The organism is Nonomuraea turkmeniaca (assembly GCF_005889735.1).
Lineage (GTDB): Bacteria > Actinomycetota > Actinomycetes > Streptosporangiales > Streptosporangiaceae > Nonomuraea > Nonomuraea turkmeniaca.
The window spans coordinates 1-25,306 of sequence record NZ_VCKY01000037.1; the positions used below are offsets into that span (position 1 = coordinate 1).

The 25,306-nt window shown below is 69.6% G+C and carries 23 protein-coding genes and 3 pseudogenes; 17 read left to right on the plus strand and 9 right to left on the minus strand.

The features are described 5' to 3' along the window. The 4 genes and pseudogenes from ETD86_RS13570 to ETD86_RS13585 form a co-directional block, all read left to right on the plus strand. Nucleotides 1-248: pseudogene (locus ETD86_RS13570) on the plus strand (hypothetical protein); the annotation flags it as partial. Beyond that, nucleotides 239-2,056 (plus strand): selenocysteine-specific translation elongation factor, encoded by a 1,818-nt coding sequence (gene selB / locus ETD86_RS13575; protein ID WP_138666504.1) that lies wholly within the window; start codon nt 239-241, stop codon nt 2,054-2,056. The pseudogene ETD86_RS13570 and the gene selB, both read left to right, overlap by 10 nt. Nucleotides 2,057-2,107: 51 nt before the next feature. After that, complete coding sequence (locus tag ETD86_RS13580) at nt 2,108-3,862, plus strand: RHS repeat-associated core domain-containing protein (RefSeq protein WP_138666505.1); 1,755 nt, start codon at nt 2,108-2,110, stop codon at nt 3,860-3,862. Nucleotides 3,863-3,920: 58 nt separating this feature from the next. Further along, nucleotides 3,921-4,382 (plus strand): hypothetical protein, encoded by a 462-nt coding sequence (locus ETD86_RS13585; protein ID WP_138666506.1) that lies wholly within the window; start codon nt 3,921-3,923, stop codon nt 4,380-4,382. Here the strand turns inward: ETD86_RS13585 and ETD86_RS60055 are convergent. From ETD86_RS60055 to ETD86_RS13600, 3 genes are all read right to left on the minus strand, one after another. Further along, complete coding sequence (locus tag ETD86_RS60055) at nt 4,377-4,844, minus strand: transposase (RefSeq protein WP_138666507.1); 468 nt, start codon at nt 4,842-4,844, stop codon at nt 4,377-4,379. The two genes, ETD86_RS13585 and ETD86_RS60055, sit on opposite strands and share 6 nt — an antisense overlap. 454 nt (nt 4,845-5,298) lie before the next feature. Continuing rightward, the gene (locus ETD86_RS13595) at nt 5,299-6,255 is read right to left on the minus strand and encodes an ABC transporter substrate-binding protein (RefSeq protein ID WP_138666508.1); all 957 of its coding nucleotides are present in this window, start codon (nt 6,253-6,255) and stop codon (nt 5,299-5,301) included. Nucleotides 6,256-6,334: 79 nt separating this feature from the next. After that, nucleotides 6,335-6,679, minus strand: a complete 345-nt coding sequence (locus ETD86_RS13600) for a winged helix-turn-helix transcriptional regulator (RefSeq protein ID WP_138666509.1) — start codon at nt 6,677-6,679, stop codon at nt 6,335-6,337. A 96-nt stretch (nt 6,680-6,775) separates the two neighbouring features. Here ETD86_RS13600 and ETD86_RS13605 point away from each other — a divergent pair, with 96 nt between their 5' ends. Genes ETD86_RS13605 through ETD86_RS13615 form a run of 3 tightly spaced genes read left to right on the plus strand, consistent with a single transcriptional unit; the run spans nt 6,776 to nt 8,341 of the window. Next, nucleotides 6,776-7,891, plus strand: coding sequence for an NAD(P)/FAD-dependent oxidoreductase (locus tag ETD86_RS13605; RefSeq protein ID WP_138666510.1), 1,116 nt, complete (start codon nt 6,776-6,778; stop codon nt 7,889-7,891). A 20-nt stretch (nt 7,892-7,911) separates the two neighbouring features. Then, nucleotides 7,912-8,136: a hypothetical protein gene (locus tag ETD86_RS13610; protein WP_138666511.1), complete on the plus strand. Its 225-nt coding sequence runs from the start codon at nt 7,912-7,914 to the stop codon at nt 8,134-8,136. Between the two features lie 4 nt (nt 8,137-8,140). Beyond that, the gene (locus tag ETD86_RS13615) at nt 8,141-8,341 is read left to right on the plus strand and encodes a hypothetical protein (RefSeq protein WP_138666512.1); all 201 of its coding nucleotides are present in this window, start codon (nt 8,141-8,143) and stop codon (nt 8,339-8,341) included. 36 nt (nt 8,342-8,377) lie between these two features. Here ETD86_RS13615 and ETD86_RS13620 read toward each other — a convergent pair. Continuing rightward, a pseudogene (locus tag ETD86_RS13620) lies at nt 8,378-10,016 on the minus strand (IS1182 family transposase). A gap of 194 nt (nt 10,017-10,210) precedes the next feature. Next, a complete protein-coding gene (gene tnpA / locus ETD86_RS13625) occupies nt 10,211-10,561 on the minus strand; it encodes an IS200/IS605 family transposase (RefSeq protein ID WP_138666513.1) in 351 nt (116 codons plus the stop codon). Between tnpA and ETD86_RS13630 the strand changes: the two are divergent. The 8 genes and pseudogenes from ETD86_RS13630 to egtE form a co-directional block, all read left to right on the plus strand. Beyond that, a pseudogene (locus tag ETD86_RS13630) lies at nt 10,555-11,379 on the plus strand (RNA-guided endonuclease InsQ/TnpB family protein); the annotation flags it as partial. The gene tnpA and the pseudogene ETD86_RS13630 sit on opposite strands and share 7 nt — an antisense overlap. Before the next feature lie 315 nt (nt 11,380-11,694). Further along, nucleotides 11,695-12,345: an RNA polymerase sigma factor gene (locus tag ETD86_RS13635; protein ID WP_138666514.1), complete on the plus strand. Its 651-nt coding sequence runs from the start codon at nt 11,695-11,697 to the stop codon at nt 12,343-12,345. 41 nt (nt 12,346-12,386) lie between these two features. After that, nucleotides 12,387-12,626 (plus strand): anti-sigma factor family protein, encoded by a 240-nt coding sequence (locus ETD86_RS13640; RefSeq protein ID WP_138666515.1) that lies wholly within the window; start codon nt 12,387-12,389, stop codon nt 12,624-12,626. 44 nt (nt 12,627-12,670) lie between these two features. Beyond that, on the plus strand, nt 12,671-13,909 hold the full coding sequence (gene egtA, locus ETD86_RS13645) for an ergothioneine biosynthesis glutamate--cysteine ligase EgtA (protein WP_138666516.1): 1,239 nt from the start codon (nt 12,671-12,673) through the stop codon (nt 13,907-13,909). Then, the gene (egtB, locus tag ETD86_RS13650) at nt 13,906-15,201 is read left to right on the plus strand and encodes an ergothioneine biosynthesis protein EgtB (RefSeq protein WP_138666517.1); all 1,296 of its coding nucleotides are present in this window, start codon (nt 13,906-13,908) and stop codon (nt 15,199-15,201) included. The genes egtA and egtB overlap by 4 nt, the downstream gene beginning before the upstream one ends. Then, nucleotides 15,201-15,911, plus strand: coding sequence for an ergothioneine biosynthesis protein EgtC (gene egtC, locus ETD86_RS13655; RefSeq protein WP_138666518.1), 711 nt, complete (start codon nt 15,201-15,203; stop codon nt 15,909-15,911). Before egtB ends, egtC begins: the two co-directional genes overlap by 1 nt. A 15-nt stretch (nt 15,912-15,926) precedes the next feature. Continuing rightward, nucleotides 15,927-16,907, plus strand: coding sequence for an L-histidine N(alpha)-methyltransferase (gene egtD / locus ETD86_RS13660; RefSeq protein WP_138666519.1), 981 nt, complete (start codon nt 15,927-15,929; stop codon nt 16,905-16,907). Further along, complete coding sequence (gene egtE / locus ETD86_RS13665) at nt 16,904-18,055, plus strand: ergothioneine biosynthesis PLP-dependent enzyme EgtE (protein ID WP_246147890.1); 1,152 nt, start codon at nt 16,904-16,906, stop codon at nt 18,053-18,055. Before egtD ends, egtE begins: the two co-directional genes overlap by 4 nt. 51 nt (nt 18,056-18,106) lie before the next feature. Here egtE and ETD86_RS13670 read toward each other — a convergent pair whose 3' ends face one another. The 3 genes from ETD86_RS13670 to ETD86_RS60060 all read right to left on the minus strand — a co-directional run bounded on the left by ETD86_RS13670 (nt 18,107) and on the right by ETD86_RS60060 (nt 20,392). Continuing rightward, nucleotides 18,107-19,477: a serine/threonine-protein kinase gene (locus ETD86_RS13670; RefSeq protein ID WP_170223065.1), complete on the minus strand. Its 1,371-nt coding sequence runs from the start codon at nt 19,475-19,477 to the stop codon at nt 18,107-18,109. Nucleotides 19,478-19,550: 73 nt separating this feature from the next. Continuing rightward, on the minus strand, nt 19,551-20,189 hold the full coding sequence (locus ETD86_RS13675; protein WP_138666522.1) for a DinB family protein: 639 nt from the start codon (nt 20,187-20,189) through the stop codon (nt 19,551-19,553). Further along, nucleotides 20,117-20,392, minus strand: coding sequence for a hypothetical protein (locus ETD86_RS60060; protein ID WP_425465631.1), 276 nt, complete (start codon nt 20,390-20,392; stop codon nt 20,117-20,119). The genes ETD86_RS13675 and ETD86_RS60060 overlap by 73 nt, the downstream gene beginning before the upstream one ends. Here ETD86_RS60060 and ETD86_RS13685 point away from each other — a divergent pair. Together ETD86_RS13685 and ETD86_RS13690 are read left to right on the plus strand one after the other, a co-directional pair. Beyond that, the gene (locus ETD86_RS13685) at nt 20,352-21,224 is read left to right on the plus strand and encodes a nucleoside hydrolase (protein WP_138666524.1); all 873 of its coding nucleotides are present in this window, start codon (nt 20,352-20,354) and stop codon (nt 21,222-21,224) included. The genes ETD86_RS60060 and ETD86_RS13685 overlap by 41 nt on opposite strands. 330 nt (nt 21,225-21,554) lie before the next feature. Next, on the plus strand, nt 21,555-23,654 hold the full coding sequence (locus tag ETD86_RS13690; protein ID WP_170223066.1) for an ATP-binding protein: 2,100 nt from the start codon (nt 21,555-21,557) through the stop codon (nt 23,652-23,654). Nucleotides 23,655-23,796: 142 nt separating this feature from the next. On the opposite strand, the gene ETD86_RS56895 is transcribed toward ETD86_RS13690, so the two are convergent. Then, nucleotides 23,797-25,242, minus strand: a complete 1,446-nt coding sequence (locus ETD86_RS56895) for a serine/threonine-protein kinase (protein ID WP_211370023.1) — start codon at nt 25,240-25,242, stop codon at nt 23,797-23,799. Between the last annotated feature and the right edge of the window lie 64 nt (nt 25,243-25,306).

A 25,306-nucleotide genomic window follows, 5' to 3' on the forward strand; every position in this document is an offset into this window, starting at 1 on the left:
ACCCCCTCCGGTGTCTCTCCGAGAAAGACGTGGTCGAGAGCGTGGCCGTCGTGGGCGGCGGGGGCGCGCCCGGCTGCGAGTTGCCGAGTGTGGCGCTCGCCCTGCCCGCCCGGCTGGCGCTCCCGCTGCGCCTGGGCGACCCCGCCGTGGTCGGCCGGGTGTCAGGCGGCCGGCTCCTCCTCGACCTGCGCTCCGTACCGCCCGAACTGGACGACGACCTGGCAGAGTCGGTGCGGGCATGTACGTGATCGCCACCGCCGGGCACGTCGACCACGGCAAGTCCACGCTGGTCCGCGCGCTCACCGGCATCGAACCCGACCGATGGGCCGAGGAACGCCGCAGGGGCATGACCATCGACCTCGGCTTCGCCTGGACCACGCTGCCGTCGGGCCGCCGCCTGGCGTTCGTGGACGTGCCGGGGCATGAGCGGTTCGTCACCAACATGCTGGCCGGGCTGGGACCGGTGCCTGCCGTGATGTTCGTCCTGGCCGCCGACCAGGGCTGGCAGGCCCAGTCCCAGGAGCACTGGGAGGCGATCGAGGCGCTCGGCGTGGACCGCGGCCTGCTGGTGGTCACCCGGTGCGACCTCATGGATCCCGCGCTGGCGGTGGAGGAGGCCCGCGAGCGGATCACCTCCTGGCCCCTGGCCACGGTGAGCGGCAGCACGGGGGAGGGGCTCGACGACCTCCGCCGCGGGCTCGACCTGCTGATCTCCTCGCTCCCGGCGCCTGACCCCGGCGCCCCGGTGCGGTTGTGGATCGACCGGGGCTTCACGATCACGGGTGCGGGCACGGTGGTCACCGGCACACTCGCCGCCGGCACCCTGCGGGTCGGCGACACCCTGGTCCTGGACGGCGAACGGGTGCGGGTGAAGGCGCTGCAGGTCACCGGCGAACCGGTGGACGAGGTCGCGGCCACCGCCCGCGTGGCGGTCAACTTGCGCGGTGTCGAGCGCGACCGGGCGGTCCGCGGGACGACGCTGCTCACGCCGGACGCCTGGCTGGAGACCGACGTGGTGGACGTGCGGCTGGACGTGCGGCAGGACGGAGGCCTCGCGCCGCGCGAGGCCGTGCTGCACATCGGCTCGGCCTCGGTGCCGGCACGCGTACGCCCCATCGGCCCGGCTCGGACGGGCGCCGGCGCGGCGCGGTTGACGCTGGCCCGCGCGCTGCCCCTGCGCGTCGGGGACCGGGCGCTGCTGCGGTGCTCCGGACGGCCGATCATGAGCGTGCTGGTGCTCGACGTACGGCCACCGGCCCTGCGCCGGCGCGGCGCGGCCGGGCGACGTGCGGCACAACTGGCGCCGTTCGCCGTCCCGGACACCGCGGGAGAGGCCGGCGGCCCGGTGCCGCACGGCTTGGGGGACGCGATCGCCCCCACCCGCGGCGTGCCCGATGCCGCCACCGTGCTCGGCTGGCGTGGGGTGGCGCGGTGGTCGGAGCTGGCCGCGATGGGGTGCGATGCGGGCGGGCTCGACGTGCCCGGCGCCGGTGACTGGGTGGTCGATCCCGGGTGGTGGGAGAGGCTGGCGGAGCGGCTCAGGGCGCTCGTGGCCGAGCAGCCGGGCATCCCGGTGGACGCCGCCAGGACCGCCCTCGGCCTGCCGGCGCGGGACCTGGTGGAGGCGCTGGTCAAGAGCTGCCCGCCGCTGCACGTGTCCGACGGCAGGATCGACGGTGACGGCGTGCCGGCAGAGGTGGTCGCCGCCGTCGAGCGGCTGCGTGCCGAACTGGCCGGGACCCCGTATCTCGCGCCGGAGGCGGCGCGGTTGCCCGCGCTCGGCCTCAACAGGCGCGCGGTCGCGCTGGCCGCCCGGGCCGGGCTGGTGCTGCGGCTCGCCGACGACGTGGTGTTGCTGCCGGGCGCCGACAGCGAGGCGGCGCGCATCCTGGCGAAGCTGCCGCGGCCGTTCACGGCGGGGGACGCGCGGGCCGCGCTCGCGACCAACCGGCGGGTCGTGATCCCGCTGCTGGAGCACCTCGACCGGCTCCACCTCACCCGCAGGATCGACGACCGGCTGCGGGTCGTCGTGGATGGGGAGCAGCATGATGACTGAACGGGTGCGGGTCGGGGTCGTGTTGCCGAGGCCGCCGGACGATCCGGGGGAGTGGCTGTCCGACGCGGTGGCGTTCGAGGCGGCCGGGGCCGACGCGCTCTGGGTGGAGCACGGTGCGGCGCCGTCGCTCGATCCGCTCACGCTGACGGCCGCGCTCGCCGCGGCACCGACTACACCTACAACCCACGCGGCACCCTCGCCACCAGCACCAAAGCAGGGGCCACCACCAACCACACCTTCGACGCCTTCGATCGGCTCATCGCAGACGGCGAGAGCCTCTATAGCTACGACGCCCTCGGTCGCGTCACCTCCCGCATTCGTGGGACCGCGAAACAGACCTTCCCCTACAGCGGGCTCGGCAACGACCTGGCCGCCATCACCGACGGTAGTGGAGCCGTCCAGGCTCGCTATGCCCGCGATTCCGGCGGCAACTTGCTGGGTCTCAAGGAGGGCGCCGGTGCAGCGATGGCGGCGCTGAGCGACCTGCACGGCGACCTGGTGGCCACCTACACCACCACCCTGCAAACCTCGGCCGCCTACGACCCGTTCGGCACCGTCATCGCCCAGACCGGCACTAAAACCCAGCTCGGCTACCAGGGCGAGTACAGTGACCCGGACACCGGCAAGGTCAACATGCACGCCCGCTGGTACCAGCCCAGGACCGGCACCTTCACTAGCCGCGATACCGTCACGCTCAACCCAAGCCCGTCCGTCCAGGCCAACCGCTATACCTACGCCAACGCCACACCCCTCACCGGCACCGACCCCACCGGTCACATGACCTATTACACCCCGGACAGCAGCGGCAACTACGTCCCGTCAAGTGGTGGATACTGTCAGGTGAACATTAACGCGGGAACCTCCGAGTGCACACCCACCATCGCCGAGACCGATACCGTCTGGTACTACGAGAACTACGTCCTGCCGAGTCTTCCCTCCTTCAGCGATGAGGAAGCGAAACGAATCGGCGTGATGACGAACGGAATGACCGCCCCGGATGGCTACTGGGATCTGACCGGGGAAGAACGCGCGGACGTCACAGACTTCGTCTCGTGGATAAATTTCCTCAATCCGTCGATCACCGAAGAGGAGCTTTTGGGTATCCCGCCTTCTGGCGACCCAAACATTGACTTTTCAGGGTCTAATACTGGCGGTTCGGCAGGTCCGGGGACCAAGTCATACTATGATCAGTACAAGGGTATTTTGCCGTATCGCGATGCTATAACAAAAGCTTCGCAGAAGTACGATATCAACAGAAGAGTCCTAACGGCCGTCATTATCTGGGAGAGCATGAATGCCAAGGAAGGGACGGGATATGTCGGTGCTGGACTAGCTACGATTAAGGATGACTTGTGGGACGGCAATGGGGGATGGGGAGCGTCGGTCGGCATTACACAGCTCGAGCTCTACAAAGCACACATGATGATCTACAAGAATTACGGGAAAAAATATGCTAAAATGACAATTGGCCAAGTCACAACATGGATGATGGATCCGGCCAAAGCGATAGACCTGGCAGCCGCATGGATGGCACACCTGAAGGTTAACATCAAAGTCATTGAGTTCGGAGACTATCGCGAACTAAATGACATGGAGGCAGCAATCGCTTATTGCGGATGCTCTGGAGTGGTGAACTGGAGCAGCAAGACGGGCGCCTTCTGGGTACCAAAAGCCAAGGAATTTGCGGAGTGGATGAATACCGGCGATACCAAGGGGATTCAACGGTCGGCGATTGATCGCAAGAGAGACCTCGAGGAGATGCTCAAGGCAGGCAACGCGGTTAGCGAATTCTGGGGCATGGCATAAGCGGAAGGCGGTATGAGAGTAGTGCAGCGGTGGACGTCAATATGAAGAGGCGCGGGTCATGAATCGAGCATCAAGGCGCGCAATTGCACTTATCGGATTGATTGTCCTTGCCTCTGCGTGCGGTCTATTCCCTCGGCCTGTTTATCACGTAAACCCCGCCGCCCTCAAAGAAGTGCGCAGCATCGGGACATTGAAGGAAGAGGGCAGCGATGAAGTCGACTATGCGGGCGCGATCGAAACTTACAATGTGCTCGTCATAGATGTTGGAGGCAGGAATGGCGAGGAGGCGCTTGATAAAGCTGTCGACATACTTCGCCAGAAAGAATGGAAGGTTGTCGGCCAGGGCTCGTTAATGACCTCAATGGAATCCGATAAATGGGATGGGCATCTGACTGCCACACCCTTCCATCCTTACCAACTGCAGCACTATCCTAATATTCTTGAGGCGCTCAAAGATAAATCGACTAGAACGGAAGCTCTCGTCATCATCACGATGAACGCGCGTCGGTCAGGATTATAATGACGTGATGCGTTGGTATCGTCGGCGTCTGGGTCGCTGAGCAGTTCCCAGATGATAATCAGCAGGGTGCGCGAGACCGCGACGATGGCGCGGCGTTTGCCGATCCGGCGGGATAACCGCCGATACCGCCTTGGGGGCCCCGATGACGGCTTCTCCGAGGACAGCGGCCAGGTAGCTGTTGCCTTTGCCGGTGGTGGCTCGCCTGCTCTTGCCCGCCGATTCCCTGGTCATGGGCGCGATCCGAGCCCAGGAGGCCAGATGGGCCGCGGTGGGGAAGCGGCCCATATCCGTGATAAGGCGAAGGAGTATGCGGACAGGTTTATGACCTACCTGCCTATCGTGAAAAACCTTCTCCCTTGATATTTGGGGGAAATTGGGTCCAGCGGGGTATATGCCACAAAAAAGGCCGGCGTGATGGTGTGGCGCGAACAGTGGCGGGCAGCCGCTTGAGTGGTGTCGCATTGTTTGCAATGCTCTTAAGATTTATGCCGACGAATCATGGTAGGGATCCGGCGTGGCCGGATTATAGTGACAGCGACTCGGTGGCTCTGGAGACAATGTCGTCAGGATTTGCGACAATTGTGGGCTTGACGGCCCCAGTTGTATTTGGGGAAAAGATCGCCTGGGCTCTTTCTGGTGTATTTGTCATCATTGAGGGGTATAGATTCGCCACTCTTCTCCCCCACTACGAGGGATGATGCCTTGCTTTATTGTGCGTATTCGTCCCTGTGCTTTTTGGATTCTTGTGATCGCGCGTCCTGTCGATCGTACTCGGGGGCGTGAGAGTGCGACCGTCGTGCTGGGGTATTGCCCGTCGCCTTGTCGGCACGCACTCCGTCTTCGACCACCACGTGCACGGTTTCGCCTGAGCAAAGGTCGGCCAGTACCGTTCGTCCAGGTCTGACCGGGACGCGGGTCAGGGGGCGAGGACGGTCTTCACGTCCACGCGGCTCTTGAGGTACCCGTGCTGCTGCATGAGGTCGGCCACCCGCTGCAGCCGCTGCGGGTCCACGGCGGTGGGGTAGGTGCCCAGGGACGTCTGCGCGGCGGTCTCCCGGTCGATCTTCACGTACGTCGGCAGCACCGCCTCCACCTCCTTGCGGTCGCGCGCGGCGAGCTGCTGGGCCTTGGTGAAGGCACGCTGAAAGGCGGTCAGTGTCTGCGGGTTCTCCGTCGCCCAGTCGCCGGTCGCCATCCAGCCGCCCACCGGCATGTCCGTGATCCGGCCTGCCATGGTGTCCGCGACCCTGTGCAGCTTGGCCCGCGGCTCGCCGAAGGTGAGGAACGGCTCGGCCGTCCATGCCGCGTCCACGTGCCGCGCCGCGAGGTTGGCCGGCATCTCGGGGAAGGGCGCCTCGACGAACTTGACGTCGCGCGCCTCCATGCCGGCATCCCGCAACATGGCGGTGACGGTGAGCGTGGCGAGCCCCATGAGGTTGTTGACCGCGATCTTCTTACCCTTGAGGTCCGCCACCGATTCGATCTTCGAGCCATCCCTGGCGACGAGGCCGAAGGTGTCCGGCCCGGCCTGGGACATGGCCCCGACGACCTTGATGGGCATGCCTCTTGAGCCGGCCAGGAACGTGGTGACGTAGTCGGTCTGTGCGAGGTCCAGGCTGCCGCTCATCACCTGCGGCATCGCCGCCCCGCTGCCAGTCACCGTCATCGCCTCGACGGTCAGCCCTTCCTGCTGGAAAAACCCCTTGTTCACCGCGATGAACAGCGGCGCGGCGTCGGTGGTCGGCACGATGCCAACCTTGATGGTGTCCTTCTCGAGCACCGGCTTCGGTGGCGTCTCTTCCGCGGCACCGGAGCACGCCGCTGTCACGAGGGCCAGGATCAGGACGGCCAAGCCGCAGGTGACGCGTCGCATGGTGGGGAGCTCCTCCGCGAGTCGGCCGTACCAGCAGGGGAGCGTACCGGATGAAGATCACTTCCGGCCGCGAAACGCGTCACTCCGGCGGGAGATGCTCCTGCGCCCACTTCGAGAGCTCGTCCAGCGCGGGCATGAGCGCCTGACCGGCGGAGGTCAGCTCGTAGGAGACCGTGACGGGCGGGCCCTCTTCGACGGTGCGGGCGATGAGCCCGGCCTTGGTCAGCTCGGACAGCCGGTCGGACAGCACCGAGTCGCTGACCCGGCCGATCGCCCGCGAGAGCTCGCGGAAGCCGGCCGGACCTGGGCGGAGACTGCCGAGCACGACGCCGCTCCAGCGTTTTCCGAGGACGGAGAAGGCGCGCGTCAGGGCGGCGTCACCGCGCTCACAGGTGTCCGCGTCGTGGGTGGAGATCGTCGCCATGGCACCCCCTATGCTAGCAGATTCAAGGTCACTTTGATTTTCGAAGTGAGTATGAATAGCCTAGCGGCACTTCGAAAGCTAGTGAGGAGAGATCTGATGATCGAGAATGCTGGTGGCCGGCCGAGCGTGGTGGTCCTGGGCGGCGGGTACGGCGGTCACACGGTGGCCAAGCTGCTCGACGACGTCGCCGACGTGACGCTCGTCGACCCGTCCGACTCCTTCATGCACAACCTGGCCGCGCTGCGGGCCCTGGTGGAGCCGGAGTGGCTGGACCGGATCTTCCTGCCCTACCGGCGGCTGCTGGCGCGGGGGCGATTCCTGCGCGACCGCGCCGTCGCCGTGGACGGGCGGCAGGTCACGCTCGCCTCGGGCACGCGGCTGGAGCCGGACTACCTGGTGCTGGCGACCGGGTCCTCGTACCCGTTCCCGGCCAAGATCGAGGAGTCGGCCGCCGAGGTGGCCAAGGCCAAGGTCAGGGAGGCGCACGAGGCGCTGGCCGGGGCGGGGAAGGTGCTGCTGATCGGCGCCGGGCCGGTCGGTCTGGAGCTCGCCGGGGAGATCAAGTCGGCCTTCCCCGACAAGCACGTCACCCTCGCCGACGTCGCCCCCGACATCCTGGCCGGACCGTTCGACCAGGCGTTGCGCGACGAGCTCCGTACGCAGCTCGACAAGCTCGGGGTCGAGCTCAAGCTGGGCAGCGCGCTGCGGGGGCTCCCCGACGCCCCGTCCGCCACGGCCGCGCCGGTCGCGGTCACCACGGAGGCGGGCGACGAGCTGACCGCCGACATCTGGTTCCGCTGCTTCGGGGTCACCCCGCACACCGGCTACCTGCGCGGCTCGCTCGCCGAGTCCCGCGACGCCCAGGGGCACCTGCGCGTGGACGAGCACCTGCGCGTCAGGGGGCACGACCGGGTCTTCGCCATCGGCGACATGGCCGACGCGGACCGGAACATGGCGGCCTTCGCCCGGCAGCAGGGCGAGCTGCTCGCGCAGAACCTCCGCACGGTCATCACCGGTGCGGGCGAGCTGACCGCGTACGAGCGGCGACCGGCCATGATCCTGGTGCCGCTCGGCCCGGAGGGCGGCGCCGGCCAGCTGCCCGGCCAGGACGGCATCGTGGGTCCCGAGGCCGCCGCCGAGATCAAGGGCCGCAACATGCTGGTCGACGGGAGCGCCGCCCATTTCGACGTCTCGGACGAGCCGGCCGCCTGACGGGGTGAACGAGTTGGCGGGTGGAGGTGGACGCCCCGCCCGCCGGCCCAGGGTGCCCTGACCCTGCCGCGCTGCGGCCCTCGGGAGACGATGCGGGACCCGGCCGGGTGCGGCTGAACCTCCACCACGGCAAGCAGGGGATCGGCAGCGCCTCCTACGGGCCCGCGCTGTCCGACCGGTACCGGCTGCCGGTCCGCCGCTCCGCGTGGTCGATGATGCTGGGGACGATGGGGAGAGGATGTTGACCATATGACCGAGTTCGACTTCTGCCCGTGGTTGTTCTGGAGCCATGCGACCGAGGAGGACCGGCAGGTCCAGGCGGACCACGTGGCGGAGTTGCGCGGCCGGATGGATCTCGAAGCCCCGGAGGGGGTGTTCATCTCGCCGCTGGCGGCCGTGTACGCGGATCGGCTGCGGATGGGGGATCGCTGCTACCAGAATCGTCGGTAGTGCTCCGGCCTTCAGGACTCTGTTGCCCAATTCGGGTCACACGGTCAGCTCCAGTGCGAGCCGCGCGAAGTGTGATGTGCGGGTCGTCCCCAATGGTGTTTCAGTGAGCCAGGCGTCGAGTCTGACCACGTTCATGGCTGAGGCGGTGAGCACATGGCCGAGATGGGTCTTGGCCATGCCGATGTATCGGGTCCGTCGGACATCCAGGTCAACAGCTTGGGAGATGGTGCCTTCCACCCCGGCCCGGACCTTGTAACGAGTTTCCACTCGTCAGTGCGTTGCTCGCGGCGGGCCTGCTGCAAGGCCTCGTGCTGGGGTTGAGGTCGAAGGGTGAGCTGGCGTAGGCCGATCTTGGCGGTCGTGCACTGCGGCCGCAGGGGACAGGGACCGCAGTCGAGCTTGCGGAAGGCGACGCGGATCAGCGGCGTGCCCCGGCTGGTCTCCTCCAGCCAGCGGCTACTGGTGTGACCCGCGGGGCAGACCGCCTGCCGCTCGTGGAAGTCGATCGTGAAGGCACTCAGCTCGAACCCGCTCTCACCCTGGGCCTGGCGGCTGGTGGTAGTCCGCATCGGGCCCAGCAATTCCACCTGATGCTCGTCTCTGGCACTGACCAGCACCGCCGCGGAGGTGTAGCCCATGTCGACGGCGTGCACATCGGGCAGTAAGGAACGTGCCGCCGGGTCGTCGTGAATGGTAGCGGTCATCTGAGAGTCCTCCACGGTGGCGTCAGTGGTGGCCACATGCGTGATCAGATGAGGCGCATCCGGTTCACAGGTCTCGGTCAGGTGCACCTTGTAGCCGATCCAGCCGGTCCCGCCCTATGACCCCGTAGCGGGCATCGGGGTCATAGGGCGAGGCCAGCCGGAGTCTTCCCGGCGGCAGGTCTTTGCCCTGCCGCACATGCACCTGCCCGTCGGTCCGGTCATACTGCTGGATCCACGCCTCGCGCAGTACCTGCACCGCCGGGACCTGCCGCAGCCAGGCCGGGGCGCCGTGGTGGTAGATCTGCTCCAGCAAGCGGTAGCCGCCGTCTGCGACCTGGTGCAGGTAGTCGGCTCGCGCCGCTTCGGTGTCGGGCAGCCGATAGGTATCCACCCGCTCCCCGTAACGCTGCGGGAGACCATGCGGCCAGCCAGCCCGGCTCGCACGCGGCCAGCGCGTTCAACGTTGAGCGCATCACCTCCCCGACGAACTCGACCCGGTTCAACGACCGCACGGCAGCCAGCACATGGGTGGAGTCGGTCCGCCGGCGTCCACCGCTTCGCAGAAACCCCAGCTCAACCAAGCGCTCCAGGAGCAACTCCAAGACGTGCTCCTCCTGGCCGTGCTCGACCAGGCGGGCGCGGAAACCACTGAGCACCGAGAAGTCGAACCCCGGATCCTCAAGCTCCAGACCCAGGGCGTACTTCCACTCGATCCGGCCACGGACCGCATCGGCGGCTTGCCGATCGGACAGGTTCTCGGCGTACTGCAGGACCGACACCAACGCCAACTGCCCCGGCGACAAGCCAGGACGCCCCCTCACCCCGAACATGCCAGCGAACTCCTCATCGGCGAACAACGGACCCAGCGCATCCCTCATCCGGATGGCCGGCGTCCCCTTCGGAAACGCCGCCCGGGCCACTCGCGCGGTCATCTCGGGAATCTCCGGCCAAGCACGCGGCCGCATCGACACCACAGGCTCCTTCCCACCGCCCGGCGGGGGAACCCGAGCAGCAGAACGACATCCTGAACCAGAAAACGATCAATGCGAAGACGGCACGCCGAATTGGGCAACAGAGTCCTTCAGGCCGGGGGTGAAGCCGACCGTCCCGCGTAGCGGGGCAAGGACAGCCGATTCGCCGCCAGGCGGACCGGCGTCCACCCCGCTCAGACCGGCCGGTTCTGCTGCTCGATGTACTGGCGCAGGACACTGATGGGAGCGCCGCCTACCGACCCGGCGAAGTAGGAGCCCGACCACAGCTTGTTTGCCCGGTAGTAGTGGGCGGCCAGTTCGGGGAACTCCTGGCGCATCCGCCGCGAGGACACCCCTTTCAACGAGTTGACGAGCTTGGACAGGGCGATCTTGGGTGGGAAGTTCACCAGCAGGTGGACGTGATTGTTCTCGCCGTTGAACTCACGCAGTTCGGTCTCGAAGTCGACGCACACATCCCTCATGATCTCTTCCAGCCGTGTCAGGTGCTCGCCGTTGAAGACCCGGTGGCGGAACTTGGTCACGATTCTCGATCATGCCGGGCGGAAAGCTGCGCCTGCCGAAGATCGGAGACGTGGCGGTGCGCTGGTCGCGGGAGCTGCCCTCCGAGCCGTCCAGCGTGAGCGTGATCAAGGATGCGGCGGGCCGGTATTTCGCGTCTTTCGTCGTGGAGGTCAGCGCCTCACCCCTGTCGGAAAGCGGGATCGAGAGCGGGATCGACCTGGGTCTTGGACACTTCGCTGTCCTGTCGGACGGGCGGAAGATCGATTCGCCCCGGTTCCTGCGCCGGGCGGAGAAGAAGCTCAAGCGGGCGCAGAAGGCCCTGTCCCGTAAGGAGAAAGGTTCCAAGAGCCGGGCCAAGGCCCGGCTTGTGGTCGCCCGGCAGCACGCCAGGGTCGCCGACGCGCGCCGCGAGTTCCACCACCAGCTCTCCACACAGATCATCCGCGAGAACCAAGCGGTGTATGTGGAGGACCTGGCGGTCAAGGGCTTGGCGCGCACCCGGCTGGCCAAGAGCGTGCATGATGCGGGCTGGTCGTCGTTCGTGGCCATGCTGGAGTACAAGGCGCGCCTGTACGGCAGGACCTTCGTCAAGGTCAGTCGCTGGTTCCCGAGTAGCAAGCTGTGCTCGGTATGCGGAGCGGTACGGCAGGACATACCCCTGTCGGTGCGGGAGTGGACCTGCTCCTGTGGTGCGGCCCACGACCGGGACATCAACACCGCGCTCAATATCCTCGCCGCCGGACGGGCGGAGAGGCAAAACGCCTGTGGAGGGCCGGTAAGGCCGGGCGCGAGCCCGGCACGGCCCGTCGAAGCAGGAAGCCAAGGAAGTGTCGCCGCGTGAACGACAGCGGCACAGGCCAGAATCGTCGGGCTTCAGCCCGGCGAGCGCGTCAAGTGGACCGGCCGGACGCCCGATCCCACCGTACGTGCCTGGTGCGACGCCGTTGAGATCGCCGACCTGCTGCTCGGCGGCCCGCCGCGACATGGCACGTGGGCGAACCGCGGCACGGTCCCCATGACCGTGTTGGCGCACATGCATTGAAGCCGCCCGGTTCCCACACCGCCTCGTCGCAAGCAAGATAGGGGAGCGGAGCAACGGCGGTTTCGGTGGGCGTGTGATGATAGCCCCAACGCTCGACGGGGGAGGAAAGCGATCGTGGGGTCTTTCGCGGGCAGCACGCTGCCCCCGGATGACGTCGTCGTCTCGGCGCTTCGGGCGGGCGATGAGGCGATGTTCGTGGTGTTGCTCGACACCTGGTCGCGGGGCATGCTCCGGGTGGCCAGGACGTACGTGTCCACCGACGACTCCGCGGAAGAGGTGGTGCAGGACACCTGGCTGGCGGTGATCGGCGCGATCGACGGTTTCGAGGGCCGCTCGTCCGTCAAGACCTGGGTCTACCGCATCCTGGTGAACACGGCGAAGAAGCGCAGCGTGCGGGAGAGTCGTACACTGCCGTGGAGCGTCTTCGAGCAGGACGCCGGACCGACCGTCGATCCCTCGCGGTTCCACGGTGCGGACGCCGCCCTGCTGGGAAGCTGGAAGGAGTCGCCCGCGGTCTGGCCGACCCCGGAGAGCCAGGCGCTCGCCGCGGAGGTGCGCGGCCTCATCGGAGAGGCTCTGGCCGGGTTGCCGCCGCGGCAACGGATCGTGATCACACTGCGTGACGTGGAGGGATGTACCTCCGAGGAGGTCTGCGAGATCCTGGAGATCTCCGCGGCCAACCAGCGGGTCCTGCTGCACCGCGCGCGTGCGGCGGTCCGTGGGCGACTGGAGGATTATTTCCAGTCGGTGAAGCAGTCAGAATAGGTGAAACGGTTCATAGGGCAGAGGGTAAGGCGGGCAACGTCGTGAAGCGGTTCACGTGCGGCGAACTGGTGGAAGTCATCACCGCCTACCTCGACGACGCCCTCGACCAGCCGTCCCGAGCCGCGGTCGAGGCCCATCTGACCTGCTGTGCCGACTGCGGGCACTACGTCGACCAGTTCCGCACGACCATCCGCTTCCTCGCCGACCCGCCACCGGGGAAGTTGTCGGCAGGCACGAGGGAGCGGCTGATGTCCGCCTTCAGGAACCGGCGACGCGTCTGAGAATTCTCGTGTAACGCTCGCGTGGCTCGCGGGTCTGTAGACACATGCGCCACGCGACGATCGGGCCGACGCCGCCGGACGAAGAGGCGGCGCATGGTGAGGACGCGTCGCTCAGCGACGCCTCAGAGGTGGCCGCGTTCGCCCGCCGGTGCCTCCAGGCGGACGGCGGGGATCGAGTGGGCGTCGAGCTGGAATTCCTCGTCTTCGACCACACGACGGTCCATCGGCACGTGCCGATGGAGGAGGTCGAGCGGGTCCTTCCCCCGCTGCCCGGCGGGAGCCGGGTGACGTTCGAGCCGGGCGGTCAGCTGGAGCTCTCCGGCCCGGCGGGGCCGTTGTCCGGCGCGATCGCCGGGCTGGCCGCCGACCTGGCCGTCGCCCGCCGCGCCCTCGCCGACGCGGGCCTGGCGCTGGTGGGGGTGGGCCTCGATCCGGTACGCCCGCCGCACCGCCAGCTCCGCCTCCCCAGGTACGACGCGATGGCGGACTTCCTGGGCGGTCCCTACGGGCCGCTGATGATGTGCTCCACGGCTTCCATCCAGGTCAACCTGGACCTGGGGGAGCGGCCGGAGACCCGCTGGGAGCGGGCGCATCTCCTGGGGCCCGTCCTGACCGCGGCCTTCGCCAACTCCCCGCTCAGCGGCGGCCGCCCCTGCGGCTGGATGTCCGGCCGCCAGGCCGTGTGGGAGAACCTCGACCCCACCAGAACGTCCCCCGTCCGCGTGTCCGGCGACCCGGCGGCCGACTGGGCGGACTACCTGCTCGACGCCCGCCTCATGCTGGTGCGCGAAGACGGGGACCGGTGCCGCCCGGTCCGCGACGGCTCGACCTTCCGCGACTGGCTGGCGACCGGCGAGCCCACCACGGCGGATCTGGCGTACCACGCCACGACCGTGTTTCCTCCGGTACGTCCCCGAGGCTGGCTGGAGATCCGCTACCTCGACGCCCAGGATCCGGCGACCTGGCCGGTGTGCGTGGCGGTGACCTGGGCGCTCCTCGCCGACGACCGGGCCGCCGACGCCGCGCTGGCCGCCGCGGAACCGTACCGGGAGATGTGGCGGGAGGCCGCGCGCTGCGGGCTGGCGGACCCGCGGCTCGCGAAAGCCGCGGAGGTGTGCTTCCGCGCCGCACTCGAGGCGCTGCCGCGCGTGGGCGCGGCTCCCGCCCTGGTCGGCGAGGTGGCCGCCTTCGCCGACCGGCACGTGACACCTGGCCGCTCGCCGGCGGCCGACCTCATAGATCTGGGCCCGCAGGCCTGGCTGACCGAAGGGGGACGAGTGTGAACGACTTCAAGGAACGCATCGCGGCCGAGCTGGTCGCGGTGCGCGACCGGTCGCTGGCCTACACGGAGGCGGACGACGACCTGCTCGTACGCCAGCACTCGCCACTGATGTCGCCCTTGGTGTGGGACCTCGCCCACGTCGGCAACTACGAGGAACTGTGGGTGTTGCGGGCGGCCGCGGGCATCACGCCGCTCCGGCCCGAGATCGATGACATCTACGACGCGTTCAAGACGCCGCGCAAGGACCGGCCCGCGCTGCCGTTCCTGCGCCCGGCCGAGGCCCGTGACTACATCGGCGGCGTGCGCGGGCGCGTGCTGGACGTCCTGGACGCCGTCGACCTGGAGGACCCTAGCCCGCTGCGCCGCGACGGGTTCGTGTTCGGCCTGGTGATCCAGCACGAGCACCAGCACGACGAGACCATGCTCGCCACGCTGCAGCTGTCGCGGCAGCCCGGCATGGTGCGGGACGCCGCCCTGCCCCCCGGACGGGCGGGAGGCGCGGAGGAGGTGCACGTCCCCGCCGGCACGTTCCTGATGGGCACCGACACGCTGCCCTGGGCCTACGACAACGAGCGCCCCGCCCACCGGGTGGACCTGCCCGCCTACTGGATCGACCGGCTCCCCGTCGGCAACGCCGCCTACGCCGCGTTCATCGAGGACGGCGGCTACCACGACCCGCGCTGGTGGGCGCCGGAGGGCTGGCGGTGGCGGCAGGAGAGCGGTGTCTTCGCCCCGCTGTTCTGGGCCAAGGACGGCGGCACGTGGTGGCGCAGCCGGTTCGGCCGTACCGAGCCGGTGCCGATGGACGAGCCGGTCCAGCACGTGTGCTGGTACGAGGCCGACGCCTACGCCCGCTGGGCCGGCAAGCGGCTGCCCACCGAGGCCGAGTGGGAGAAGGCGTGCGGGTGGGACGCGGCTTCGGGACGGGCCCGCAAGTACCCCTGGGGCGATCAGGACCCCACGCCTGAGCTCGCCAACCTCGGGCACCGGGCGGCGCGACCGGCGCCGCTCGGCGCCTACCCCGGCGGGGCGAGCCCGTACGGGGCCGAGCAGATGGTCGGGGACGTGTGGGAGTGGACCGGCACCTGGTTCGACGGCTACCCCGGCTTCAGCGCCTTCCCCTACCGCGAGTACAGCGAGGTCTTCTTCGGCCGGGACTACCGCGTGCTGCGCGGCGGCTCGTGGGCGGCCGACCCCGCAGCGGTCCGCACCACGTTCAGGAACTGGGACTATCCGATCCGCCGGCAGATCTTCACCGGATTCCGCTGCGCCCGCACCGCGGAGGAGGGCTAGTGTGCCGCCACGCGGCCTGGCTCGGCGCGCCGAGAGCCGCGGCCGCGCTGATCCACGAGCCTGCGCACGGTCTGCGCACGCAGTCGTACGCGCCCCGGCGGCAGCGGCACGGCACGGTCAACGCCGACGGCTTCGGCATGGGCTGGTACGACCCCGTCCGCCCCGAACCCATCCGCTACCGCCGTTCCATCCCGATCTGGGCGGACGCCAACCTGCCCGCGCTCGCCCAGGTCGCCCGCTCCGGCTGCCTGCTGGCGGCCGTGCGCTGCGCCACCACCGGCATGCCGGTCGAGGAGAGCGCCACCGCGCCGTTCACCGACGGACCGTGGCTGCTCAGCCACAACGGCCGCGTCGAGCAGGACGCGGTCAGGGACCTCGCCGACGCCGCCGAGAGCACCTGCGACGCCGCCTGGGTCGCCGCCGCCGTGTTCCAGCGGCTGCGTACCGGGCTCGGCCTCGGCGAATCTCTCGCCGAGGTCGTCGTGAAAGCCGGGGCGAGGGACCCCGGCGCCCGCCTGAACCTGCTCGCCTGCGACGGCACGTCGCTCGCCGCGACCGTCTGGGGCGACACCCTCTTCCACCGGCCCGCAGAGGACGGCGTACTCGTGGTGAGCGAGCCACTCGACGACCTGCCCGGCTGGCAGGCCGTGCCGGAGCGGAGCCTGCTGCTCGTCACCTCTTCCGATGGCGTACGCGTCCAGCCCTTGTGACTTTGAGGAGATCTCGTGCCTATCAGCCAGTCGACCGTGCAGTTGATCGACCATCTTGACCGCGACTACCTGCGCCACGCTCTCGAACACGATGTCCGTACCGGTCTGACCGCGACGCCCAAATGGTTGCCGCCCAAGTGGTTCTACGACGAGGTGGGCAGCGACCTGTTCTCCCAGATCACCCGGTTGCCCGAGTACTACCCCACGCGGCGGGAGCTGGCCATCCTCCAGGCGCGGGCGGGCGAGCTCGCGGCGGTCAGCGGTGCGGACACGCTGGTCGAGCTCGGGTCGGGGACCAGCGAGAAGACCGTCCTGCTGCTCGACGCCCTCACCGCGGCCGGGTCGTTGCGCGGCTACACGCCGGTGGACGTGGACGCGGTCACGCTGCGGTCGGCCGCGAACCGGCTGGCCGCCCGCTATCCCGGACTCGCCGTACAGGCCGTGTGCGCCGACTTCGAACGGCACCTGCGCCTGCTGCCGCGTACGGGCCGGCGCATGGTGGCCTTCCTGGGCGGCACCATCGGGAACCTGGAGCCCGCGGCCCGGGAGGTGTTCTTGAAGGAGCTGCGCGACAACCTCCTCCCCGGTGACACCTTCCTGCTCGGAGCCGACCTGGTGAAGGACCGGGGCCGGCTGGTCGCCGCCTACGACGACGCGGCCGGCGTGACGGCCGCCTTCAACCGCAACGTGCTGCACGTGATCAACCGGCAACTGGACGCCGACTTCGAGCCGGACGCCTTCGAGCACGTCGCCCTGTACGACGAGCGCAACGACTGGATCGAGATGCGGCTGCGGGCGTCCAAGGCCATGCGGGTCCGGATCGGCGGGCTCGGCCTGACCGTGGACTTCGCCGACGGGGAGGAGACGCGTACCGAGATCAGCGCGAAGTTCCGGCCTGGCGGCCTGCGCCGCGAACTGGCGGCGGCGGGGTTCACGATGCGCCGCTGGTACACCGACCCTTCCGGCGACTTCGCCCTGCTCCTGGCCGAGGCGTGACCACCGCCACCTGCCAGGTGGCGGAGACGTGGCGGGCGGCGCGGTCCGTCGTGCCGCCCGGGCTCCTGGACGCCGCCGGGTGCAACGTGCCCAGCGACCGCACGTTCGACGCCGTGGTCGCGCACCTGCGGCTGGAGCGGGAGCGCGGTGGTTACGCCGCCGAGCCGGATCTCACCCCGGCCCGGTCGGCGCTGGCCGCCCTGACCGGGGCGAGTCCCGCCGACGTCGCGTTCACGGAGAGCGGGACGGCGGCGATGGCCACGCTGCTCGGCGGCTGGCGGCTGCCGCCGGGCAGCCGCGTCGGCTTCGCCCGCACGGAGTACGGCAGCACGCTGATGTTGCTGCGCCGCCTCGCCGGGGAACGCGGCTGGGAGCTCGTCGAGCTGCCGGTGGACGACGACTCCCGCGTCGAGCTGGATGGGCTGCGGTCCCGGCTGACGTCGGGGCTGGACCTGGTCAGCGTGGTCCACATCGCCTCCCACCGAGGCGTCGTCCAGCCCGCCGAGGAGATCGGAGCGTTGTGCCGGGCCGCCGGGGTGCCGCTGGTGCTGGATGTCTGTCAGTCCCTCGGCCAGGTGCCGGTCGGCGGCGTGGGCGCGACCGCTTACGTGGGCACCTCCCGCAAGTGGCTGGCCGGGCCGCGCGGCGTCGGCTTCCTCATCGTGCCCGGCCGCACGCCCGACATGGACGCCGCCGCCCCGACCCTCGGCGGCCACGTCTGGACGGCCGGCACGACGACACCGGCTCCGCTGCCTGACGCGATTCGCTACGAGGGCTCGGAGGGCGGGATCGCGGCGCGGATCGCACTCGGCCTGGCCGCGCAGGAACACCAGGCCCTCGGCCCTGCCGCCGTCCACGCCCACCTGGCGGGCCTCGGCGGCATGGCCCGGCGCATCCTCGACGGCGCCGGCGGCTGGCGGGTGGTCGAGCCGCTCGACGAGCCCTCCGCCATCGTCACCCTCAGGCCGCCGCCGGGCGACTCGGCCGAGGACGCCAGATCGCGGGCGGCCCGGGCGGGCCTGCTCGTGGGCGCCGCCCCCGTCGCCCGGGCGCCCCTGGACCTGCATGAGCCCGTGCTCCGTGTCTCCCCGCCTCCCGGCACGGATCCGGCCACCCTGCGGGAACTCGCCCGCGTCCTGGCCGGCTGACCCGGCCGCCGGCAGGGAGGCGTGGTAAGAGCGGCCGGATCGGCGCGCCCGTCAGGACCGCTCGACGGTAAAGGAGCTGCAGCCCCCGCCCCGGACGATGCCGCGGAGAGTGGAGGGGCGATCCTCGGTGAGGTTCGCGCGGAGGCCGACCATGACATAGTCGCCCGGCCGGTCGATCCAGCGCTCGCCGGTCAATTGCAGGACCCGTCCGGTCAGCCAGCCGCTCATGGCGAAGGAGCCGGAGGGCACGCCGGGATTGCTGGGGTCGGCTTTGAAGGCGAAAACCGCCTCGAGCTGGCCCGGCGACGTCTCCTTGATCGTGAGCTCAAGCGCGGTCTTGCCTTGGTTGCACAGGTACGTGCCGGTCCATCGACCGGCCACGGAGGCGCGCTCGGGCACCGGCGTCGCCGCCGTCGGCGTCGGCCCTGTGGGAGTCGGCCCTGTGGGAGTCACCAGGGCGGGGCCGCGGCTGATGACCGCGACCGGCTCCTGCTGCTGCCGCTTGGTCAGGAACACCGCAGCGGTGGCGGCCACCGCGAGCAAGATCACAACTCCGGCGACCAGCCCGATCACCAGGCCCGCCGAGCTCTTCGACGGGGCGGGTAGCACTTGGGTGGGCGGTGGGGCGTACGCGGGAGGCGGCACAAAGGTCGGCCGGCCCTGCCCGGCTCCGTGCAGGAATGCCAGCACCTCCTCCGCGGTCGGCCGATACTCCGGCCGCTTGGCTAGACACCGGTCCACGATGGGCTGGAGCGGCTGGGGCAGCCGCGACAGGTTCGCCGGGCCGTGCAGCACCCGATGGGACACGGCCGGAACGCCGTCCTCGCCGAAAGCGGGCAGCCCGGTCGCGGCGTAGATCATCGTCACGGCCCAGGAGAACAGGTCGGAGGCCGGTCCCACCGGATGGCCGGCCACCTGCTCCGGCGACGAGTAGGCGGGCACCACCGCCGGCTCCGGCGGCCGGGCGACACCGAGATCGACCACCTTCGGCCCTTCGGCGCCGAGCAACACGTTGGCCGGGCTGAAATCCAGGTGTGCGATGCCCGCCCGGTGAATCGCCGCCAGCGCGGCGATCGTGCTGGTCGCGAGCCAGTGCAGTTGGTCCGCGTCACGCGGGCCTTCCCGGCGGATCAACTCTGCCAGGGATACGCCTTGCACGTATTCGCTGACCACGTAGAGCCGGTCACCGTACGTCCCGGCCGTCCACACCCGCGCGGTGGCCGGCTCGGTAACCTGCTGCGCCGCGGCCACCGCACGCTGAGTCTCGGCATCACCCGCGGGCAGTAGCTTGATCGCCACATGTCCGCCCGCCGAGCGGCCCAGGTAGACGACTGACCGGCTGCCCCGGCCCAGCACACCGACCAGCGGGTATTCGCCCAGCTGTGCGGGATCCGACTCTGTTAACGCCTGAACGCCGTCCATATGGGTTCCGACCATAGCGACGTACGGCCCTCATATGAAGGGCGGGTGTCTCGTCGAGCGGTGCGGCAGGAACTTATGCGCCCTGCGTGCCGTACCAGCGCCACTCGGTGAGTCGTGGACGATCGGGCAGGGTGGTGCGTCCGGTCGCCCACAGCAGGACCGCCCAGACGTCGAAGTCGATGGCGACATGGGGGAAGAGCGTCTTCAGCACCCGCTCGCACAACTCCCTTGGCGGTGACCACTCCAGATTCAGCCCCTGAGCGACGTCATGGGTGTGCACGAGGGTCTCGACAACGCCCATGGCGGCAAAGCCCTCTGGATCCGAGGGCCCGAAGACGTGGTAGGCCACGGTCGTCGAGGGGGTCGTGCGCAGGACGGACGCGAGCAGGCCACCGCACGCCTCCAGGATGGTCATGAGGCCCTCGGGGCCGGCGGCCCGGTCGACGAAGATGACGTTCGCCGGCCCACCGCTTCGGTCGCTGCTCGTCCGGAACGGCAACAGCGTGGACATCGGCGGCTCCCCGAGCCCGAACCTCGCGGCGTAGGTGAACAGGTCATCGGCCAGATGCTCGAGCGTCTCCCAGCACGTCCACTCGAGTGTTCCGGCCTTGGCCTCCCACCCCTGGGGATCCGCGTCCCTCAGGGCGTCGATGGCGAGAGCGACGGCCCGGCGCACGTCCTCTCCGTCGACCGCGGTGTTCGCGCTGTGCATGCGGAGGATCGTAACAACGGCCGGCCCTGATCCGTCCGGCTCGGGGTGACCTGCGGCTCGACCTCCCAGTAGCGGCCGGGCAGGAACCCGTTGACCTGGACGAGGCCACGGCTCGATCCTGGCAGGGCGAGGAAGGTCCCCGCCTCATCGGGAAAGGCCTCTATGAGTTCTTCGACCGTGCGTGTCATCCTCGACACCGACATCGGCACCGACGTGGACGACGCGCTGGCGCTCGCCGTCCTGCTCGGCTCACCCGAGGTGGACCTGCTCGGCTGCACGACCGTCTATGGTGACACGCTGCTGCGGGCACGCCTGGCAAAACGGCTGGTACGGCTCGCGTCCCGGTCGCCGGCCGTCATCCCCGGAGCCGCGAAGACGCTGACCGACCGGCCCGCCTGGTGGGCAGGCCACGAAGGCAGGCTCTTCACCGACCTCGACACGGAGGAGGTGGACTCGGGGGACGCGGTGGCGTACCTGGTGGACCGGGTGAGTCGCGAGCCAGGGCAGGTCGACGTGGTGGCGGTCGGGCCGCTCACCAACATCGCGCACGCCATCACCGCCTCGCCGTCGTTCGCCCGTGACGTCCGGCACCTATGGATCATGGGCGGCCGATTCGACGACCCGAAGCCCGAGCACAACCTGAAATGCGATCCGGAGGCGGCGGCCGTCGTCTTCGGCTGCGGCGCGCCGATCACGGTGACCGGTCTGGAGATCACCACCACGGTCCGCCTGGACGGCGTGGACGTCTCCAGCATCGGGGGCGCCGGCGCGCTCGGGGCGGTGCTGAAGGCGGAGATCGAGCAGTGGTGGCGGTTCTGGAACAAGGAGTGGAACTGCCCGCACGACCCGATCACGGTGCTGACCATGCTGGTGCCGGAGCTGTTCGGGTTCAGCCCCGACGGCCGGGTGGTGGTCGGGGCGGACGGGTCGAGCACGTTCGAAGAGGGTGACGGTCGCACGCGCATCACCACGTCGGCCCTGACCGAGCCGGTGGCCCGGGAGATCGTCCGCCGCATCGTGGCCGCCGCCGCGTAGCAGCTGATCTCTCCGATCGGCCGAACTCCAGGCCTCGGCGAGCTTCGCAGCAACCCGCGTCCGTCCACCGGGCGGGCCCTCGGCAAAGACCATCCCATGCGTGAGCCCGGTCTTCGCCCTGGGTCGGCGATGATTCGGCATTCGGCCCCGATATGCCCGATGACCAGGCATATCGCCCGTAGTGTCCGGCACCTGCCGTGGGCATATGTTGGTATGCGTGAGCGCATCCTGCGCGAACTCGGCTCCATTCCAGGGCCCGGATCGCCGGCTGGGTCGCCGGCAGGCCGGCATCTCCGGCGAGCAGCCTCTCGGCGGTGAATGAGCATGCCCGTGAACGACACGATCCGGAACGTCCCGGCCGCCGAGCAGCCGACGGCGGACTCCTCGCAGACCGACATTTCCGGTTTCGTCGGACGAAGGCGCGAGATCTCGGAAGTCATGCGGATCCTGCCGAAGACCCGTCTGCTGACGCTGACCGGCGCGGGCGGGGTCGGCAAGACGCGGCTGGCGCGACGTGTCGGTGAGATCGCCATGCGGAAGTACCGTGATGGGGTTCTGCTGGTGGAGCTGGCCACCATTGATGACGAGGACCTGCTGGCCCCGGCGGCGGCCGCCGCGCTGGGAATCCGTGACACCGGATCGGATCTCCTGACCCTGCTGGCGGAACGTCTGGCGGACAAACGGATGCTGCTGGTGCTGGACAACTGCGAGCACCTGCTCGATGCGTGCGCCCGCCTGGTGTGCGGGCTCCTGCGCGGCACCTCGCGGCTGCGGATCCTGGCCACCAGCCGTCAGGCGCTCGGCGTGTACGGCGAGCAGGTGCTGTGCGTGCCGTCGCTCCCGGTCCCGGAGCCCGGCGCCACCACGCGCGACATCGCCAGGCGAGACGCCGTGCGGCTCTTCGCCGAGCGGGCGGCGAGCATCCGGCCGGGCTTCCTCGTCGACGCGGCCAACGCCCGGGCGGTCGCCCGGCTGGCCCGGCGCCTGGACGGGATTCCGCTGGCCATCGAGCTGGCGGCGGTACACCTGCGCACGGCCTCGGTGGAAGAGCTGGTGAACGAGCTCGATGAACGCCTGGAAGTACGGGCCGAGGCCGGTCCCGGCAGGCTGGCGCGCCACCAGACCCTGCGGGCGACCATGGACTGGAGCTTCGGGCTGTGCTCGCCCGGCGAGCGACGGCTGTGGGAGCGGCTGTCGATGTTCCCGGGCGGCGTCGATCTGGAGACCGCCGAAGCCGTCTGCCCCGGGCCGGGTCTGGCACGCGAGGACGTGCTGGATCTGCTGGCCGGCCTGGTGGACAAGTCCATCCTGAGCGGAGCGGAGCAACACGGCGGCGGAATGCGCTACCGCATGCTGGAGACCATCCGCGCGTACGGCCGCGACCGGCTGCCCGCCACGGACGTGGAGACGCTGCGCGAGCGCTACATCGACCACTATCGCCGGCTGGCAGAGCGACTGCGCGTGGACCGGATGGTGCCCGACCAGATCGACCGCTCCCGGACGCTGAAGCAGGAGCTACCCAACGTGCGCGTCGCGCTCGACCTCTGCTTCGACAGGCCCGGCGACGCGCCCGCCGGCTTGGAGATCGCGTCCGCGCTGTGGGCCTACTGGATCATCGCCGGCGCGCTCAGCGAAGGCCGGCACTGGCTGAAACGCGGTCTCGCGCTCGTGCCAGGACCGAGCGTCCCTAGGGTGATGGGCTTGTGGGCCGGCGGGCTGCTCGCCCTCTACCAGGGCGATCCGGTGGCCGGAGCCGCCCTGCGGGAGTGCTCGGCGCTTGCGCGGCAGCTGAGCGACGAGGCGGCGCTGGCGTTCGCCATCCAGATGTCCGGCGTCGCGGCGCTGTCCGAAGGCGACGCCGAGGGCGGGCTCGCGCTTTCGGAGGACGCTCTCACCCGTCACCGTGCGCGAGGCGACCTCCACGCCGTGGGGGTGACCCTGTACTTCGCCGCGCTCTATGCCGCGCCCCTGCGCCCCGACCGGGCCGCCGCTTACGGCGAGGAACTCGTGAGAATGTGTGAGGAGCGCGACGCGGCGCTCTTCCGTGCGTACGCGCTGTACGCGCTCGGCATGGCCTTCTGGCAACAGGGCGACTGGCGCCAGGCCGAGGCCAAGATGCGGGAAGTGGCCGCGTTCTGGAGCACCGTCGACGACCGGTGGGGCCTCCTCCAGTGCCTGGAGGCGCTGGCATGGACCTCTGAGGCACGCGGGCGGCACGAGCGGGCCGCCCGGCTGCTGGGCGCCGCTCACGACCTGTGGCGGGCGGTCGCCGCCTCTCCGGCACGGCTGCAGTTCCAGGCGAAGTCACACCAGGAGTGCGTCGAGCGGGCACGTCACGCGCTGGGGCCCCGGGCGTACACGGCGGCTTTCCGGGACGGGACGCGGCTCGGGCCGTCCCGGGCCGCCGCCTACGCGCTGGAAGAGCCATGACGAGCACCGCAGACACCGCCGTTCTCGGTGCGGGAGCTGCGCGCTTCCGACTCCATGGGATGGATCGCCTAGCGGTCGAGCTGCGCGAGCCCCTCGTCCAAGACCCCTGACCTTCGCCTGAGGCGTCAAGGAGGGGGCCGGGTCAGTCGAAGCCGTTGGGGCAGAGGAACGTTTTGATGCCGTCTGGCGCGCTCGCGAGGAGCGTCGGCTGGTTCTCCCGCGAGCAGAAGTAACTGCCGATCTCACCGTCGACGAATCGGGTCGCGTTACGCTTCGCGATCAGGTCGATTCCGCCGGTGCTTGGGGAGTCCAGCTCGGCCGCGACCCAGTTGCCCACGCATAGCTTGCGCGCGACCACAGCGTCGTCCGGCAGGCTGCCGCCGTTCCGCGCGGCGGCCTGCCGGAGTATGGAGTCGTTGGATGCGCACGGCACGCCGGTGGCCGAGCGGCGGGCGCTCGGGCGGGCGCTCGGCCTCTCCCTCGTGGTGGGCGTCTCCTCCGCCGTCTTGGTCGCGCTGGGCGTCTCCTCGGAGGTCTCGCCCGCTGTCGCCGCCTCATCCGGGTCCACGCTCGTGTCCGGCTCCATGCTCTCCGCGAGCGTGGACGCGGGAGGGCCGCTCGGGCTCTGAAGTGCTTGCGGCGTTTTCCCCCAGTTCACCGCGAACACCACGCCGACGGCCACCACCGCCGCCATGACGGCCGCGGCCGGAACCAGCGGCACTACCAGTCGCTTGTCGGGCGTCGGCACCTGCATGGGGGCCGTGCCCGCCCTGAGCGCGGTGACGCGGGCAAACAACTCCTGCGCGGCGGGCCGGGCCGTCCGATCCTTGGCGAGCGCGCTTCGTACGAGGTCGCGGACCTGGGCGGGCACCCCGGACAGGTCGGGGTCGACGCTCATGACGCGGTAGGCGAGGACGTCGGGGGCACCGATGCCGAACGGCGGGCGCCCCGTCGTGGCGTACACCATCAGCGCGCCCCAGGCGAAGACGTCGGCGGCTGCGTCCGCCTGGTCGCCCCGGTACTGCTCGGGACTGATCCAGCCGGGCGTCCCGATCAACGCGCCGGTGCCCGTGAGCCCGCTCTCGTCGAGGGCCCGGGCGATGCCGAAGTCCAGTACCTTCGCGCCGGAGGTGGAGAGGATCACATTCCCGGGCTTGAGGTCGCGGTGCACGATGCCGGCCCGGTGGATGTCGGTGAGTGCCTCGGCGATGTCCACGCCGAACGAGAGCAGCTCATGCGGCCGCAGCGGCGCGTTGCCCTGCACGTATGCGCTGAGCGTCGGGCCGGGGACGTACTCGGTTGCCAGCCAGGGAGGAATCGCGGTGGTGTCGGAGGCCAGCACCGAGACCGTGCAACGTCCACGCACCCGGGACAGGAGATCGACCTCGCGGACGAAGCGGGCGCGGAAGTGCGGGTCGGCTGCTAACCCCGGATGGATCTCCTTGACCGCGACCCGTGTGCCGTCGGCCGCGATTCCCGCATAGACCACCCCCATGCCGCCAGCCCCCATCCGGCCCACGATCCGGTAGGGACCGATCGTCTCGCGCTCGTCCATCACCAGAGGGCCGAAGTCGCCGGGGTCACTCATCGGGGCTCCCGATCGCCGGATCATCGCAACAGCAACGATCTTATGACCGGCACTTCACTGCGCT